This window comes from Caballeronia sp. LZ028 (assembly GCF_031451415.1).
Taxonomy (GTDB): domain Bacteria; phylum Pseudomonadota; class Gammaproteobacteria; order Burkholderiales; family Burkholderiaceae; genus Caballeronia; species Caballeronia zhejiangensis.
The window spans coordinates 1371840-1388600 of the sequence record NZ_JARUXN010000004.1; the positions used below are offsets into that span (position 1 = coordinate 1371840).

Genomic DNA, 16761 nt, shown 5'->3' on the forward strand with positions numbered 1-16761 from the left:
CGAGCGCCTCGAATCGGTGATGTGGGACGCGAAGAAGATGTTCCCGAACCTCGACTGGTTCAGCGCGGTTTCATATCACATGATGGGCGTGCCGACCGCAATGTTCACGCCGCTCTTCGTGATCTCGCGCACGTCGGGATGGAGTGCGCACATCATCGAGCAACGCATCGACAACAAGATCATCCGGCCGAGCGCGAATTACACCGGTCCGGAGAATTTGAAGTTCGTCCCGATAAATAAGCGAAAATAGCGGACTGCGCGATCGGATTTCACGATGAGGAAATCCACCCCGCGCGGCAAACGCCATCCAACCCCAATGTTTTTGAAAGGTTTTTTTCGATGAACAAACTTCTGATCGCTGCAATCGCCGGCACGCTGGCTACGACGAGCGTCTTCGTCAGCGCCGACGCCTTCGCTGCGACCGCGACCGATGCAAGCAAGGCCAAAACCACGGCCAAGCGTCCCGCTCCGGCGCGCCGCCTGATCAAGCGCAGTCCCAAGGCCGAAGCGGCCGCGGCGGCCAAGGTTGATCCGATTCCCGAAGGTGCAGTGAAGTGGTCGTGCAAGGACGGCAACGCTTTCTACCTGAAAGGCGACATGAAGCGTGACGCAATCGTCACCGTGAACTGGGCCAAGAAGGATTACAAGCTGCCGCGTCAGGACACGACGACCGGTGCGGATCGTTTCCACGATTCGGCATCGGGCATGGATCTCGTCGTGATCCCGACCAAAGCAATGCTGTTCTCGGACAAGGACTCGTCGCGCCTCGCCGACGAGTGCATGACGCCCGAAATGGCAGCGGGCGGCGCAGCGCCGACCCAATCGAACGCGCTGATCAAGAACGCGGAGTAAGTTAGCTCGGCACTTAAATCAGGAATCCCTCGATGTCCGCACCGATTTCCAATGTCCGGCCCGAGCCGGACAAGGTACTCGTCGAAATAGTCGACTACGTGCTCGACTACAGTGTCGACAGCACGCTTGCGCTCGAAACGGCGCGCAACTGCCTGATCGACACGCTCGGCTGCGGACTCGAAGCCCTTTCGTACCCCGCCTGCACCAAGCTGCTGGGACCGATCGTGCCGGGCACGATCGTCCCCAACGGTGCGAAGGTGCCAGGCACCCGGTTTCAACTCGACCCCGTTCAGGCCGCCTTCAACATTGGCGCAATGATCCGCTGGCTCGATTTCAACGATACGTGGCTCGCCGCCGAATGGGGTCATCCGTCGGATAACCTCGGCGGCATCCTCGCCACGGCGGACTGGCTTTCGCGCAACGCGATCGCGTCAGGCAAGAAGCCGCTCGTCATGAAAGACGTTTTGATCGCGATGGTCAAGGCGCACGAAATTCAAGGCTGCATCGCGCTCGAGAATTCGTTCAACAAGGTCGGTCTCGATCACGTTTTGCTCGTCAAAGTGGCCTCCACCGCGGTCGTCGGGCAGATGATCGGCCTCACGCGCGACGAACTCGTCAACGCGGTGTCGCTCGCCTTCGTCGATGGTCACGCGTTGCGCACGTATCGCCACGCGCCGAACACGGGCTCGCGCAAGTCGTGGGCAGCGGGCGATGCAACCTCGCGCGCCGTGCGCCTCGCGCTGATCGCGAAGACCGGCGAGATGGGTTATCCGTCGGTTTTGACCGCTGAAACATGGGGCTTTTACGACGTGCTCTTCAAGGGCAACGCGTTCGCGTTCCAGCGTCCGTACGGCTCGTATGTGATGGAGAACGTGCTGTTCAAAATTTCGTTTCCCGCGGAATTCCATGCGCAAACGGCCGTCGAAGCGGCAATGACGCTGCACGGCGAGCTCGAGCAAGCCGGCAAATCCGTCGATGACATCCGCAAGATCACGATTCGCACGCACGAAGCCGCGCTGCGCATCATCGACAAGAAGGGGCCGCTCGACAACCCCGCGGACCGCGATCACTGCATTCAGTACATGGTCGCGGTGCCGCTGATTCACGGCCGCCTCACCGCGGCCGATTACGAAGATTCCGTCGCGCAGGACCCGCGCATCGACGTGCTGCGCGCGAAGATGGAATGCGTGGAAGACCCGCAGTTCACGAAGGACTATTTCGATCCGGACAAGCGCTCGATCCCGAATGCATTGACCGTCGAATTCAACGACGGATCGAAGCTCGCCGAAGTCGAAGTGGACTATCCGATCGGTCACAAGCGTCGTCGCGCGGACGGCATACCGCTGCTCGTCGAGAAGTTCAGGACGAATCTGGCGCGCCGTTTCCCGCAGAAGCAGCAGCAAGCGATCCTCGCGGTATCGCTCGATCAGGCAACGCTCGAAGCGATGCCGGTCAATGAATATGTCGATCTGTACGTGATTTAAGCAGCGCAATTTCCTCGTCTTAGTCCAAGGAAAATAACCATGGCCCACAATCTCCACAACACGCTCAAGGAATTCGACAGCGGTTCCGGCAAAGGCAAGTTCTACTCGCTGCCGCAACTCGGCGACGCGCTGAAGGTCAAGATTCAGCGTCTGCCGGTTTCGATTCGTCTGGTGCTCGAATCGGTGCTGCGCAACTACGATGGCAAGAAGATTTCCGAAGAACACATCGAACAGCTTGCGAACTGGAAGCCGAATGCCGCTCGCGTCGATGAAATTCCGTTCGTCGTCGCGCGTGTCGTGCTGCAGGACTTCACCGGCGTGCCGCTGCTCGCCGACATCGCCGCGATGCGCGGCGTCGCGAAGCGCGCGGGCAAGGATCCGAAAGCGATCGAGCCGCTCGTACCGGTGGATCTCGTCGTCGATCACTCGGTGCAGATCGATCACTTCCGCGAGCCGAACGCGCTCGATCTGAACATGAAGCTGGAATTTCAGCGCAACAACGAGCGCTACCAGTTCATGAAGTGGGGCATGCAGGCGTTCGACACGTTCAAGGTCGTGCCGCCCGGCATCGGTATCGTGCACCAGGTGAACCTCGAATACCTCGCGCGCGGCGTGCATCAGAAGGACGGCGTCTACTATCCGGACACGCTCGTCGGCACCGACTCGCACACGACGATGATCAACGGCATCGGCGTGGTCGGCTGGGGCGTGGGCGGCATCGAAGCGGAAGCGGGCATGCTCGGCCAGCCGGTGTATTTCCTGACGCCGGACGTCGTCGGCGTGGAGCTGAAGGGCAAGCTGCGCGAAGGCTGCACGGCGACCGACCTCGTGCTGACCATCACCGAAATGCTGCGCAAGGAGAAGGTCGTCGGCAAGTTCGTCGAGTTCTTCGGCGAAGGCACGGCGTCGATCGGCGTGCCGGATCGCGCGACCATCGGCAACATGGCGCCCGAGTACGGCGCGACCATGGGCTTCTTCCCCGTCGATGAAAAGACCATCGACTACTTCAAGGGCACGGGCCGCACCGACGCCGAAATCGCCGCGTTCGAGCAGTATTTCAAGGCGCAGAAGCTGTGGGGCGTGCCGAAGGCCGGCGAAATCGACTACACCAAGACGCTCACGCTCGATCTGGGCACGGTCGCGCCGTCGCTGGCTGGTCCGAAGCGTCCGCAAGACCGCATCGAAATCGGCAATGTGAAGAGCACGTTCATCGACCTGTTCTCGAAGCCGGTGGGCGAAAACGGCTTCAACAAGAAGGCCGCCGAGCTCGAAGCGAACTACACGACGGCCGACGGCGTGAATCTCAAGAACGGCGACGTGCTGATCGCCGCGATCACGTCGTGCACGAACACGTCGAACCCGAGCGTGCTGCTCGCCGCCGGCTTGCTGGCGAAGAAGGCCGTCGAAGCGGGTCTGACGGTCGCGCCGCACATCAAGACGTCGCTCGCGCCGGGATCGCGCATCGTCACCGAATATCTGACGAAGACGGGCCTCCTGCCCTATCTCGACAAGCTCGGCTTCACGCTCGCCGCGTACGGTTGCACGACGTGTATCGGCAATGCGGGCGATCTGACGCCCGAACTGAACGATGCCATCACGAAGAACGACGTCGTCGCGGCAGCCGTGCTGTCGGGCAACCGCAACTTCGAGGCGCGCATTCACCCGAACATCCGCGCGAACTTCCTGGCCTCGCCGCCGCTCGTCGTCGCCTACGCGATCGCTGGCAACATCACGCGCGATCTGATGACCGAGCCGGTCGGCAAGGGCACGGACGGCCGCGACATCTATCTCGGCGACATCTGGCCGACGAGCGACGAAGTTCATGCGCTGCTCAAGTTCGCGCTCGACGCGAAGGCGTTCCGCGAGAACTACTCTCAGCTCACGAAGGAAGGCGACCTGTGGAGCAAGATCGCGGGCGAAAGCGGCCAGGTCTATGACTGGCCGAAGTCGACGTACATCGCCGAGCCGCCGTTCTTTGGCAGCGAATTCTCGATGAAGCCAGCCGATTCGATTCCCGCGGTCAAGGGCGCGCGCGCGCTCGGCATCTTCGGCGATTCCGTGACGACCGACCACATCAGCCCGGCGGGTTCGATCAAGGAAACCTCGCCGGCCGGCGTGTGGCTGAAGGCGAACGGCGTGCAGAAGGCCGACTTCAACAGCTACGGCTCGCGTCGCGGCAATCACGACGTGATGATGCGCGGCACCTTCGCGAACGTCCGCATCAAGAATTTGATGATCCCGGCGAAGGCCGACGGCACGCGCGTCGAGGGCGGCCTGACGATTCATCAGCCGAGCGGCGAGCAACTGTCCATCTACGACGCAGCGATGAAGTACATCGCCGCCAATACGCCGACCATCGTGTTCGCGGGCGAAGAGTACGGCACGGGTTCGTCGCGCGACTGGGCGGCGAAAGGCACGCAACTGCTCGGCGTAAAGGCCGTGGTCGCGCGCAGCTTCGAGCGTATCCATCGCTCGAACCTCGTCGGCATGGGCGTGCTGCCGCTGCAGTTCAAGGGCTCGGACAGCGTGCAGTCGCTGAACATCACCGGCGAAGAGACGTACGACATCGAAGGTCTCGGCGACGACTTCAAGCCGCAGCAGGAAGTCACGCTCGTGATCCATCGCAAGGACGGCAAGGACGATCGCGTGCAGGTGCTGCTGCGTATCGATACGCCGATCGAAGTCGACTACTACAAGCACGGCGGAATTCTGCCGTTCGTGCTGCGCTCGCTGCTCGCGGCGTAAAAGGCTCAAGCAGTTTTGCAGGTGACCGCGCTCGAAAGAGCGCGGGAACATTGGACCCGGCCACGGCCGGGTTTTTTTTCGCCCTTCTTTGGCTCCCTACGCTTTGGAGATCGCGATGCGCGGCCACGTCGTCCGGCGGGCGAACAACGCGCGCACCATCTCCCTCAGGCGACGCGCGCCCGCCCGCGTCGAATCGGACGACATCGAGAACCAGCTGGCGTCCGTCGTCCCGCTGACCCAGATCGTCGTGTAAGGCTTCAGTTCGACGGACGCGCCCGCGTCCAGCCAGTAATCGTCGGCGCCGCCTTCGATGGTCAGCCAGATTTGCCCGCGCGTCACGCGCAGCGTTTGGGGCCGATCGATCACCCAGCGCGTAGGCGCATCGCGCCCGTCGAGTTCGAATGTCCGGATTTCACGCATGATGCCGCTCCTTCAGATCGCGTAACTGATAGGCCGCCCGACAGAGATGCAAGAGCAGCCGTTGATCCTATTATTCGACCGATTGCGAACAGCTTGAATGAACACTTGTGAACAGTTTGACCGAAACTGTTAAGCCAAATTGACCGAACAGTTCGCATCGATCTGACACTTTAAAAACACTCTAGCTAGCCATTCGGCCAGTCTTGACGCGGGTTTTCGGATGCGTTCGAATGGCAAGACGACACTGGCGAACAGCGAACTCGAACTGTTCACAGCAAATCACTGAACAGTTTCAGACATCATGAATGCACTTCCGCTTCACATCGACAGCGGCACCGGCGTGCCGCTGACCGAACAGATCGTCAGTCAGATCGAAGCGATGATCCGCTCGCGCCGCGTGCTCGCGGGCGCGAAGCTGCCGTCGATTCGTCAGCTTGCCGCCGAGCAGCGCATCAGCCGCTTTCCGGTGATCGAGGCTTACGACCGTCTCGCGTCGCGCGGGCTCATTCAGCCGAAGCACGGCTCCGGGTTCTATGTGGCGAATCACGTCGATGAACGCGACAGCAACGCGGGCAATTGCGATCCGCGTCTGGCCGAAGAGGAATCGAACCAGATCCTCCAGCAGTTCAACTATCCCGGCGAGACGCTGAAGTTGTCGAGCGGCTTCATTCCCGAGGCATGGCGCGATGTGGACGGCCTGACGCAGGCGATCCGTCAGGCGTCGCGCACCGACGTATCGAGCGTGATCGATTACGCGATTCCCCACGGCGACACCGATTTGCGTCAGCAAGTCACGATGCGGATCAACGCGCTCGGCATCGACGCCGATCTTCCCAACGTGATGATCACGAACGGCGCGAGCCAGGCGCTCGATCTCGTCGTGCGCTACATGCTGAAGCCGGGCGATACGGTCTTCGTCGAGGATCCCGGTTACTACAATCTCTTCGGGCTCCTGAAGCTGCAGGGCGTGCGGCTCGTCGGCGTGCCGCGGCTCGCGAACGGACCCGATATCGACGTCGCGGAAGAACTGCTGAAGCAGCATCAGCCGAAGCTCTTCTTCATCAACACCGTGTTCCAGAATCCGACTGCGACGAACGTCGCGCCGCAAGTCGCGTTCAAGCTGCTGCAACTCGCGACCCAGCACGGCTTTTCCATCGTCGAGGACGATATCTACGCCGACTTCCAGGCCGTGCCGACGCAACGGCTGGCATCGCTCGATCAGCTCGATCGCGTGATCTATGTGGGCGGCTTGTCGAAGACCTTGTCGTCGTCGCTGCGCATCGGCTATCTCGCGGCGAATCGCGAGCTCGTGAAGAATCTCGTCGACGTAAAGGTGCTGACGAGCCTCGGCGGCACGCGCTTCGCCGAAAGCGTCGCGGCGGGCCTGCTGGAGCGCGGCACGTATCGCAAGTATCTGGAGCGCTTGCGCAAGCGCGTGCGCGATTCGCTGTCGAGCGCGGTGCAAACGCTCGAAGGCTATGGATGGGACGTGTTCGACGAGCCGAGCGGCGGCAACTTCGTATGGGCGAAAGTGCCCGGCATCGACGATTCATCCGTGCTCGTCGACGAAGCCGTGAAGTTCGGCGTCACGCTCGCGCCGGGCAGCTATTACCGCCCGAACGGCGAGGCGTGTGCGTGGGTGCGCATCAATTCGGCCTATGCGGGCGACCGGCGCGCGGCGCGCTTCTTCGAGTACATGACGGAAACCGCGGCCGCGCGCGCTTAAGGACGTTCGCTGAAGAAACGTTCGAGCGCGTCCGTCGCGTCCTTGTCTTTCGCAAGCCGCGCGTAAAGTCCGGCCGCGCCTTCGTAGATGCGATGCTCCGCGAACTCGTCGCCGACGAACTCCGCGATCTCTTCCATCTCCGCGACCCAGCGATAGGCCTTCGGCGGCATGCGCGGCACATTGCCCGCGAGCCACGCGGCAAGCGCGGGCTGGCTCGCCGCGAGTTCGCTGAGAAGCGCATCGCCCGCGCCGTTGCGCATCGCGGCGAGCGCCATCGCCGAGCCGAGCGCCGTCAGCCCTTTCGTGATGCCCGCATACGACATCTTGAGCGCGGATGCGGCGCCGTTCGGGCCGTCGAGCACGCGCACGACGAGACCGTGATCGGCGAGTAGCTGAGTGCGCTTTGCATGCGGTCCCGACATGTAGAACTTCGGCGCCGATGGCTGACCGATGATCGATGCATCGACGAACGGCGTGCGCGTCGGTTCGAGCGCGCGCTCGATCTGGCCGACGGTAGCGGGATTGATCGCATTGCAGTCGATGTAGACGGGCTGCGCGCTCGCGCGTTCGAACAGAGGAGCGAGGCGCTGCGCGGTATCGACAGCGACCGAGGGCGGCACGATCGACAGAATGAAGTCGCACGCCACGAGATCGTCGAGGCTTGCATCTTCCATGCTGGCTTCGCGCGCACGCGCTGCGCTCGCCGCGCTGCGTCCTTCGAGCGATGTCAGCACGCGCGCACCGCCTTGCGTCAAGGTACGGCCAATGGCCGATCCCATGCTGCCTGCGCCGAGAATTGCGATCGTCGGTTGTTTCGATTGCGTCACTTGCTGGCTCCTTTAGCTTTGTTCGATGACGATTCATACCGCGCTCATTCGTCATCCGAACTATCGGATCATCAAGGAAAGCGGCCCGTCGAAGGGCCGCCGTCCAACTAACCTACCGACTCGCGAATCAACGATGCTCCGTCACGAACTTCGTGACGAGATACGCTTCCATCGCTTCGCTGCCGCCTTCCGAGCCGTAGCCCGAATCCTTGACCCCGCCGAACGGCGTCTCCGGCAATGCGAGGCCGTGGTGATTGATCGAGAGCATGCCGCTTTCGATATCGTCCGACACCGCCGCTGACGTCGCCGCAGAGCTCGTGTAAGCGTAAGCGGCAAGCCCATAAGGCAGGCGATTGGCCTCGGCGATCACTTCGTCATACGACTTGAACGATGCGATCGGCGCGATCGGGCCAAACGGCTCTTCGGTCATGATGCGCGCGGAGAGCGGCACATCGGTCAGCACGGTCGGCGCGAAGAAGTAGCCTTCGCGGCCGATGCGCTCGCCGCCCGTCAACACCTTCGCGCCGTGCTCGCGCGCATCGGCGACGAGGCGTTCCATCGCTTCGAGGCGGCGGCCGTTCGCGAGCGGACCCATCTGAACGCCATCGTCGAGACCGTTGCCCACTTTCACCGCGCTCGCGGTGGCGACGAAGTGCTGCACGAACTCGTCATACGCGGATTCTTCGACGAGAAAGCGCGTCGGCGAGATGCAGACCTGACCCGCGTTGCGGAATTTCGCCGATGCGAGCATCTTCGCGGCGCGGGGGATGTCGGCGTCCTTGAACACGATGGCCGGCGCGTGGCCACCTAGTTCCATCGTCACGCGCTTCATGTGCTCGCCCGCGAGCGACGCAAGCAGCTTGCCGACCGGCGTCGAACCGGTGAACGAAATCTTGCGGATCGCGGGATGCGCGATCAGATACTTCGAGACATCGGCGGGCACGCCGAAGACGAGATTCAGCACGCCGGCGGGCAGGCCCGCATCGGCATATGCCTGCACGAGCGCCGCGCAGCTTGCGGGCGTTTCCTCGGGGCCTTTGAGCACGACCGAGCATCCCGACGCGAGCGCGGCCGATACCTTGCGCACCGCCTGATTGATAGGGAAATTCCACGGCGTGAACGCGGCGACCGGACCGACCGGCTCACGCGTCACGATCTGGCGCACGGCATCCGTTCGCGACGGAATCACGCGGCCATACGTGCGGCGCCCTTCTTCCGCGAACCATTCGATGATGTCCGCTGCCGACAGCGTTTCGATGCGCGCCTCGCCGAACGGCTTGCCCTGCTCCATCGTCATGATGGCGGCGATCTGTTCCGCACGCTCGCGAATGTTCTGCGCCGCGCGACGCATCAGCTTGCTGCGCTCGTAGGGCGAAACCTTGCGCCATTCCTTGAAACCGCGCGCGGCGGCGTCGGCGGCGAGCGAAAGCTCGGCTTCGCCCGCGAGCGCGAGACGGCCGATCTCCGCTTCGTTCGCCGGATTGATGACGGCCGTGTCGCGCGAACCGTCGCGCCACGCGCCGTCGATATAAAGCCGGGTATTCGGATAAGCGGGAAGGTCGGAACGAGTGTTGCTCATGCATGTCTCCTTGAGAGTGGCGTGGCCAATGTTGCTTGCGCCGGACCATATGACGCAGACGGCCATGGTATCGCGGCCACGTAAAATCTGCTGACGCGCGCTACGTTCAATCGATAGTTGCAGATCGAATTACATGACACGACGGTGACCCGTATGTTCGACCAATGCCTTTATTTCAACACCACCGCACTCGCGCGCGCACTCGAACGCGAATGGGCCAAAGCGTTCAAGCCGTTCGGACTCACGCCGTCGCAGGCGTTCATGTTGCGCGCGGTTGTCGAGCATCCCGGGCAGCTTCAAGGCACGCTTGCCGATGCACTCGCGATCACGCGCCCCACTGCCACGCGCACGCTCGACGGACTGGCGAAACTGGGGCTCGTCGAGCGCTGGTCCACTGAACGCGATGGCCGCGAATCCGCCATTCATCCGACCGATTCCGCGGTCGCGATGATGAAGCGCATCGGCGCGGTCAGCTCTGAGGTCACGCGGCGCATGAAGCGCAAGCTCGGCAACGCGCGTTTCGACGACACGGTGTCGAGCGTGAGGCATATACGCACGACGCTGGAATGACAAACGCCCGCGATCGATGATCGGCGGGCGCGTGCAGGGACTTTGTCGAAGGGGACGCTTACATCGGCGGCGCGACGCCATCCTTCTCCACGACGATGCGTTGCGCCGCGAAGTCCGAACCAGCCGGAGTCGCGACGACGAACACTTTCTTTCCGGGCTTCAGGTCATCGTGCGTCGCGGGGGCGAACGTCACAACGGGCACGTTCTCCGGTACGGTCACCGAGTTCGCGCCGCCCTTGTACGAGAGCTTCAGATCGCGGCCGCTCGTGCCTTGCACGACCTGGTCGACGTTCGCGTTGGTCATCGAGCTCTTCGGTCCGAGATCCCATTCATAGTGGCCTTCGCCTGTGCCGCGCGCGGCTTCCGGGAACACGAGTACCTCGGTCGCGGTGAGCTTGCCGTCGGTGCCGGTGGTCGCAGCCGTGCCGACGAACGAGCCCGGCTTGATGTCCTGCAGCTTGATGTTCTTCAGCGCGGTGACGGGCGTATCTGCCTTGACGGCGATCTTCACGGTGTCGCCGCTGCGTCGATGAACGGTCAGCGTATCGCCTGACAGCGACACGATATCGCCGCGAATGCGCGCGGGTTTCGCGGCGGGCGTCTGAGCAAGAGCCGCGGATGCGAGTGCGAGCGTCACGATGCTGACGCCAAGTTTGAGTCGAATCGACATGCAATCTCCTTCTGGTGATGAAAGCAAAGGCTTCAGGAACCGCCGAACCAGTTGTAGCCCTGGTTCTCCCAATAGCCGCCGGGATAATCGTTCGTCACAGTGATCGCGACGATGTGCTTCGGATTCTTGTAACCGAGCTTGGTCGGCATGCGCAGCTTCATCGGGAAGCCGTACTTCGCCGGCAAAATCTGGCCGTCGTAGGTGAGCGTGAGCAGCGTCTGCGCGTGCAGCGCGGTCGGCATGTCGATGCTCGTCGAGTAGTTGTCGGCGCAATGAAAGGCCACGTATTTCGCGCTCGTATCGGCGCCTGCACGCGCGAGGATTTGCGCGAATCGCACGCCGCCCCACTTGCCGATCGCACTCCAGCCTTCGATACAGATATGCCGTGTCACCTGGCTTTCCTGCGGCATCGCGTGCAGTTCGTCGAGCGTCCACACACGCTTGCCCTTGACGAGGCCGCCTATCTCCAGCTTGTATGTCGATGGATCGACTTCGGGCACTTCATCGATGTCATAGAACGCGTTGAACGGAAACGGCCGCGTGATCATCGAGTCGGGATAAGTCGGCGCGAGCTGGTTCGGGTCGAATAGCAACGCCTGCATGTCGTCGTTGAAGGATGAAATGCGGCGCAGCATCGCGTTGACCGATTTGTCGTCGGTGATGTTGCAGCCCGACAGCATCGCGAGGCCGCCCAGCGAAAGAATGCGCTTGCCGAACAAACGGCGCGCCGGCGCCTTCAGTTCCTTCGCGGCATCCTTGATGATGAGTTCAGCGTCGGGTCTCGATTTGAATAGCTTGAGCGACATGTGTTAGCGACCTCGGATCATCAGCACGAGCGAGCGCGGCACGAGCGCGACCATCGCGACGTGCACGACGAAGAACGCCACGAGAAAACTCATGCCGAAGAAATGCACGATGCGAGCGTTGTCGTAACCGCCCATCAACGTGCGAAGCAAGGGAAACTGCACCGATTTCCACACCGCGAGTCCCGACAGGATCACGATCGCGATGTCCACGATCACCGCGAGATACGCGAACTTCTGCACCGCGTTGTAATGCGTGAGATCGTCGTGACCGAGCTTGCCGCGTAGCGCGGCGAAGGCGTCGGTGAAAATGCTCTTGATGGAGAGCGGAAACATGCGGCGGCGCAGGCGTCCGGTGAAGAGATTCATCGCGATGTACACGATAAAATTCGCGACCAGCAGCCACATCGCCGCGAAATGCCATTGCAGCGCGCCGCCGAGCCAGCCGCCGAGCGTGATCGCGGACGAGAAGGTCAGCGATTTGAAAATCGGCGATGCGTTGTAGATCTGCCAGCCGCTCGTCACCATGATCAACACGGCGAACGCGTTGAGCCAGTGCGTGATGCGCAGCCATAACGGTTGGATTTGCACGTCGTCGAGCCTCGCGAGTCGTTGAGATTTCGAGGGCATGGTAGCGACGCGCCGCTGATCGATCGATGACCTCTCGATGACTTTTTTGTCATCTTTGCGAGCGTCGCGCGCGCTCTGGCTAGAATGTCGGCAATCCATCGAATGCAGTGCGAGCATGACCATCCTCGTTATCGAAGACGACCGCAAGACAGGCGACTACCTGAAGAAAGGGCTCATCGAGTCCGGCTATCAGGTCGAGCTCGTTCGCAACGGCACGGACGGTCTGCACCAGGCGCTCGCGAATTCCTACGAACTGATCGTGCTCGACGTGATGCTGCCGGGCATCGACGGCTGGCAGGTGATGTCGGCCTTGCGCGCGAAACGTGACTTGCCTGTCATTTTTCTCACCGCACGCGATCACGTGACGGACCGCATTCACGGACTCGAACTCGGCGCGGACGATTATCTCGTCAAGCCCTTCTCTTTCACCGAACTCGTCTTGCGCATTCGCACGCTGCTCAGACGCGGCGTGATGCGCGAATCCGATACGTTCCAGATCGCGGATCTTCATGTGGATGTGCTGCGTCGCAAGGTGACGCGCAAGGGCATCGACATCGTGCTCACGAACAAGGAATTCGCGCTGCTGCATCTCTTTTGCAAGCATCAGGGCGAGGCGCTGTCGCGCACCCTGATCGCATCGGAAGTGTGGGACATGAACTTCGACAGCGACACCAATGTCGTCGACGTCGCGGTGAAGCGGCTGCGCGCGAAGATCGACAATCCATTCGATCTGAAGCTCATTCATACGGTGCGCAGCATCGGCTATTCGTTCGGGGAGAATCCTTGAACCGGCCATCGCGCTCGCTTGCGGTACGTATCGCGTTGTCGTTTGCGGTGATCGTGTGCATCGTCGTCGGCATGATCGGCGCATCGCTCTATCACGCGACGAATCGCGCGCTGTCCACGCGCGCGGATTACCAGCTGATCGCGCGCGTCGAGCATTTCCGCTCGCTTCTGCACGATCTCTACACGATCAAGGAAATCGAAGCGCGACCTCGGCTCTTCGAAACGATGCTAGGCGATCGTCAGGACGTCATCCTCTTCCGACGCGCGGGCTCGTGGCCTTTCATCTACGTCAATCCGGAGAAGATGCCGTTGCCGCCGCTCGATGTCGTGCCTGTGACGCGCGCCATTGGACTCGATGACCTGTACGAAGGCTCGCGCGCGGACGGCGTGCGGATGCGCTGGGTCGGCGCGCAGGCGCGCATCGGCGAGAACGGCGAGGTCGTCGAGATCATCGCCGCGCATGTGATGACGCAGGAAGCGATCGTGTTGTCGGCGTATCTGAAGCGCGTATGGATCAACGTGATCGGCGCGGTGCTCGTGACGTTGCTGCTCGCTTACTGGGTCACGAGCCGCGGACTCATGCCGCTCAAACTGATGGCCGATAAAGCCGCCGAAATCACGCCGAACCGATTGTCCGCGCGGCTCGACGTCGCCCATGCGCCCGCCGAATTGCAAAGCCTCGCGGCGTCGTTCAATGCGATGCTCGACCGGCTCGAACACGGCTACGAGCGTCTGGTGCAGTTCTCCGCCGATCTCGCGCATGAACTGCGCACGCCGATCGGCGTGTTGGTCGGTCAAACGCAGGTCACGCTCGCGCACGAGCGCAGCGTCGCGGAGTATCGCAGCGTGCTCGAATCGAATCTGGAAGAACTGGAGCGCCTCGCGCGCATCGCGCAGAACATTCTCTTTCTCGCGCAGGCGGATCATGAGCAGCAACAGATCGAACGGGAGCGGCTCGATATCCGCGAAGCGCTCGAGACGATCGGCGCTTACTTCGAAGGCATCGCCGATGAACGCCGCATCACGTTCGATACCCAGGCCGAAGGCGAAATGCTTGCGAATGCAATCATGTGCCGCAGGGCGATCGGCAATGTCGTCGTGAATGCGGTGCGTTATGCGACGGCGGGCACCGTGGTCCGGCTGCGCGGTTACGCGGATGAACAAGGCGCGAGCATCGTCGTGGGCAATCGCGGCGCGCACATCGAGAAGGAAGAGCTCGCGAAGCTGTTCGACCGCTTTTATCGCGGCGACGCGGCGCGCAGCGAGTTCACGGAATCGAGCGGACTCGGCTTGTCGATCGTTCAGGCGATCATGCGGCTGCATGGCGGCGTCGCATCCGCCGAATCCACGCCGGACGGGTGGATCGAATTCACCTTGCGCTTCCCTGCTGCGGAGCATCGCCGCACAACCACGCCCTGAATTCCGGTCGCATCAGATAGTCGACGCACCATGCCCGCACCTTGCCGACGCCATCCGAACGATGCGCGAGGAAGAGCCGCGTCGCGTGCTTCTGCTCCTGAATCGACTTACTGACGAGCCCGGCGTCGCCGAATGCCGCGCGGATATGCGTGGGCACATAGCCGATCGCGACATTGCGCGCGATGATTCTCACGGCCATCGAAAAGTCGGGAACGAAGATCGGCTTCTGCCCTTCCAGAAGCCACGCATGCATCGGATCGAAATCGATCGACGTGTCCTTGATGCAGACCGCCGGATACTTCCGCAACTCCGCGCTTTGCAGGATATGCGGCGCATCCGCGAGCGGATGATCGGCGCCCACGAGAAAGTCCCACGCGAGATGGCCGAGCGCGACGCTCGTGATGCCGTCGGTCTTCGGCACGAAATGCGGCGCGCCGACGACGATATCCGCCTTGCTTGCATAGAGCGCGTCCCAGCAGCCGTTGTACACCTCCTGCTGGATCGTGACGCGCGTCGTCGGATACGCATCTTCCAGATCGCACAAGAACTGGATGATCGCGTCGCGCGGCACGATGTTGTTGACGGCCACGGTGAGCTCGGGCTCGATGCCCCCCTGAACGATGGCGAGATTGCATTTGAGCGCCTGCAGATCGTCGAGAATCGCCTTGCTGTGCGCGATGAAGTATTCGCCCGCCTCGGTGAGCCGGATATAGCAACCGCGGCGCTCGAACAGCTTCGCGCCGAACGATTCCTCGAGCTTCCTGACGGTGTAACTGATCGCCGACGGAACCTTGTTCAGCCGTTCCGCGGCCGCCGTGATGCTTTGATACTGCGCAACCAACCGGACTATCCGAATGCTTTCGTCCGAAGTGAACATCGAGCCTGCTTCCACATGAGTATTTGTCCTGCCACATGAGCGAAGCGCGCGATGAACACCGTGCGCTTCGCTCACATCGTTGCGTCAGTGCCCGCTGGGCTTGACAGTGCCGCTCGCCTGCGCGAACCGGCTCAGGATCATGTAGCCGATGCACGCAACGAGAATCGAATCGAGTGAGGGAATCGACGTGACCGTGAACATGCCGTTCACCGTCGCGAAACCCGTGAGCGATCCGAGAATCCACGCGACGAAGGTCATGATCTTGATCTGCGGTTCGCGCGCTGGCGCGGCAGCATCATACCCGTTGCGCCGATACATCACGAAGTCCGCGATATAGATGCCCGCGACGGGGGGCGTCGCTATGCCGAGCAACAGCAGCAACGGACTGAACCACGACATGATGTTCAAGCTGCCGACGATCGCCGCCAGCACGCCGAGCGCAACCGTGATCTGCCACTTCGGAAAGCGCGTGATGAGCGTCGATGTGACGAGCGTGCCCTGGAACATGTTGCCCGCGTTGCCCGTGACCGTCGCGAAGATCAGCAGCAAGGCGGCCGGCAAGGTCGCGCCGAACACGGCCATCGCGGTGAGCAGCGAGCTCTTGCCCGTGAGCACGCTCGGCGTCGCGCCCGCCCAGTACAGCAGCGGATAGGCGATCAGGAACGTGAGCAGCGCGCCGCCGACCGCGTGTTTGCGGTTATGCGTGAAGCTGCCGAAGTCGGGCAAGGTCGCGACCAGCACGATGATCGTGCCGACGACCGTCGATACCGCGACGCCCATCGGCATGCCGGCGATCGCATCGACGGCAGGCGCCTGGCCATTGAGCGCGACGCGCACGATATAGCACATCATCAACGCGATGACCGGCACGGCGAACTGCGCCACCTTGCCGAGCACTTCGAAGCCGAACGCGGTGGACGCGACGAAGATCACGCAGCCGATCGCGACGAGCAGCGGCGCGGGCACGTTCACGCCATGTTGCGCGAGCAGGTCGGCGACCGAGTGGCCGAACATGTTGGCCGTCACCGCGATCCATCCGAACAGGCTGACCGCGAGCAGCACGTTGATGGCGATCGCGCCTTTCTCGCCGAACGGATACTTCACGATGCCGTAGGTCGGCAGCCGTGCTTTCTCGCCGACCGAGATCGTGATCGACGCGAGAATCGCGAGGATCAGGCTGCCGATCCCGACGACCTTGATCAGATCGCCGTTCGACATCTGATTGCCGAGACTCGACGACGACAGCAACACCGGCGTGACGGCGATGCCGAGCAGGATCATCGCGATGCGATAGCCCGGCGCAGTGCCGGGCGAAGCGCTGACCCGGCTCTCTTTCGATTGACTCATGACAGTTCCTTTGCTGATGCCGATTT

General features: G+C 62.1%; 16 protein-coding genes. 8 read left to right on the plus strand and 8 right to left on the minus strand.

All coding sequences use genetic code 11. From position 1 onward, the window contains the following. From QCE58_RS28995 to acnA, 4 genes are all read left to right on the plus strand, one after another. Positions 1-250, plus strand: a 250-nt coding sequence (locus tag QCE58_RS28995) for a citrate/2-methylcitrate synthase (protein WP_309780518.1), incomplete at its 5' end; no start/stop codon positions are given. Positions 251-339: 89 nt separating this feature from the next. Then, positions 340-852, plus strand: coding sequence for a hypothetical protein (locus QCE58_RS29000; RefSeq protein ID WP_008354065.1), 513 nt, complete (start codon positions 340-342; stop codon positions 850-852). A 32-nt stretch (positions 853-884) separates the two neighbouring features. Further along, entirely contained in the window at positions 885-2336 is a 1452-nt protein-coding gene (locus tag QCE58_RS29005) for a bifunctional 2-methylcitrate dehydratase/aconitate hydratase (protein WP_175982957.1), read from the plus strand. A 39-nt stretch (positions 2337-2375) separates the two neighbouring features. Then, positions 2376-5081 (plus strand): aconitate hydratase AcnA, encoded by a 2706-nt coding sequence (gene acnA, locus QCE58_RS29010; protein WP_008354067.1) that lies wholly within the window; start codon positions 2376-2378, stop codon positions 5079-5081. 96 nt (positions 5082-5177) lie between these two features. Here acnA and QCE58_RS29015 read toward each other — a convergent pair whose 3' ends face one another. Next, positions 5178-5501, minus strand: coding sequence for a DUF2917 domain-containing protein (locus tag QCE58_RS29015; protein ID WP_008354068.1), 324 nt, complete (start codon positions 5499-5501; stop codon positions 5178-5180). Between the two features lie 301 nt (positions 5502-5802). On the opposite strand from QCE58_RS29015, the gene QCE58_RS29020 reads away from it, so the two are divergent. Then, positions 5803-7227 carry a PLP-dependent aminotransferase family protein gene (locus QCE58_RS29020; protein WP_175982956.1) on the plus strand — a complete coding sequence of 475 codons (1425 nt, stop codon included), beginning with the start codon at positions 5803-5805 and terminating at the stop codon, positions 7225-7227. On the opposite strand, the gene QCE58_RS29025 is transcribed toward QCE58_RS29020, so the two are convergent. Both QCE58_RS29025 and QCE58_RS29030 read right to left on the minus strand, forming a co-directional pair. Continuing rightward, positions 7224-8054, minus strand: coding sequence for an NAD(P)-dependent oxidoreductase (locus QCE58_RS29025; protein WP_250521493.1), 831 nt, complete (start codon positions 8052-8054; stop codon positions 7224-7226). The genes QCE58_RS29020 and QCE58_RS29025 overlap by 4 nt on opposite strands. A gap of 127 nt (positions 8055-8181) precedes the next feature. Continuing rightward, a complete protein-coding gene (locus QCE58_RS29030; protein WP_008354071.1) occupies positions 8182-9633 on the minus strand; it encodes an NAD-dependent succinate-semialdehyde dehydrogenase in 1452 nt (483 codons plus the stop codon). 153 nt (positions 9634-9786) lie between these two features. Here QCE58_RS29030 and QCE58_RS29035 point away from each other — a divergent pair, with 153 nt between their 5' ends. Continuing rightward, entirely contained in the window at positions 9787-10203 is a 417-nt protein-coding gene (locus tag QCE58_RS29035) for a MarR family winged helix-turn-helix transcriptional regulator (protein WP_008354073.1), read from the plus strand. Between the two features lie 58 nt (positions 10204-10261). On the opposite strand, the gene QCE58_RS29040 is transcribed toward QCE58_RS29035, so the two are convergent. The 3 genes from QCE58_RS29040 to QCE58_RS29050 are packed head-to-tail and all read right to left on the minus strand — an operon-like array spanning position 10262 to position 12267. Next, the gene (locus QCE58_RS29040; RefSeq protein ID WP_008354074.1) at positions 10262-10873 is read right to left on the minus strand and encodes a hypothetical protein; all 612 of its coding nucleotides are present in this window, start codon (positions 10871-10873) and stop codon (positions 10262-10264) included. A 32-nt stretch (positions 10874-10905) separates the two neighbouring features. Continuing rightward, the gene (locus QCE58_RS29045) at positions 10906-11679 is read right to left on the minus strand and encodes a molybdopterin-dependent oxidoreductase (RefSeq protein WP_250440360.1); all 774 of its coding nucleotides are present in this window, start codon (positions 11677-11679) and stop codon (positions 10906-10908) included. 3 nt (positions 11680-11682) lie between these two features. Next, positions 11683-12267: a cytochrome b/b6 domain-containing protein gene (locus QCE58_RS29050; protein ID WP_409014178.1), complete on the minus strand. Its 585-nt coding sequence runs from the start codon at positions 12265-12267 to the stop codon at positions 11683-11685. Between the two features lie 154 nt (positions 12268-12421). Here QCE58_RS29050 and QCE58_RS29055 point away from each other — a divergent pair, with 154 nt between their 5' ends. After that, positions 12422-13093: a heavy metal response regulator transcription factor gene (locus tag QCE58_RS29055; protein ID WP_175982952.1), complete on the plus strand. Its 672-nt coding sequence runs from the start codon at positions 12422-12424 to the stop codon at positions 13091-13093. Then, positions 13090-14511 (plus strand): heavy metal sensor histidine kinase, encoded by a 1422-nt coding sequence (locus QCE58_RS29060; protein WP_250521491.1) that lies wholly within the window; start codon positions 13090-13092, stop codon positions 14509-14511. Before QCE58_RS29055 ends, QCE58_RS29060 begins: the two co-directional genes overlap by 4 nt. On the opposite strand, the gene QCE58_RS29065 is transcribed toward QCE58_RS29060, so the two are convergent. Together QCE58_RS29065 and QCE58_RS29070 are read right to left on the minus strand one after the other, a co-directional pair. Further along, positions 14462-15388 (minus strand): LysR substrate-binding domain-containing protein, encoded by a 927-nt coding sequence (locus QCE58_RS29065; RefSeq protein WP_008354080.1) that lies wholly within the window; start codon positions 15386-15388, stop codon positions 14462-14464. The two genes, QCE58_RS29060 and QCE58_RS29065, sit on opposite strands and share 50 nt — an antisense overlap. An 84-nt stretch (positions 15389-15472) precedes the next feature. Next, a complete protein-coding gene (locus QCE58_RS29070) occupies positions 15473-16735 on the minus strand; it encodes a cytosine permease (RefSeq protein WP_309780520.1) in 1263 nt (420 codons plus the stop codon). Positions 16736-16761 lie beyond the last annotated feature (26 nt).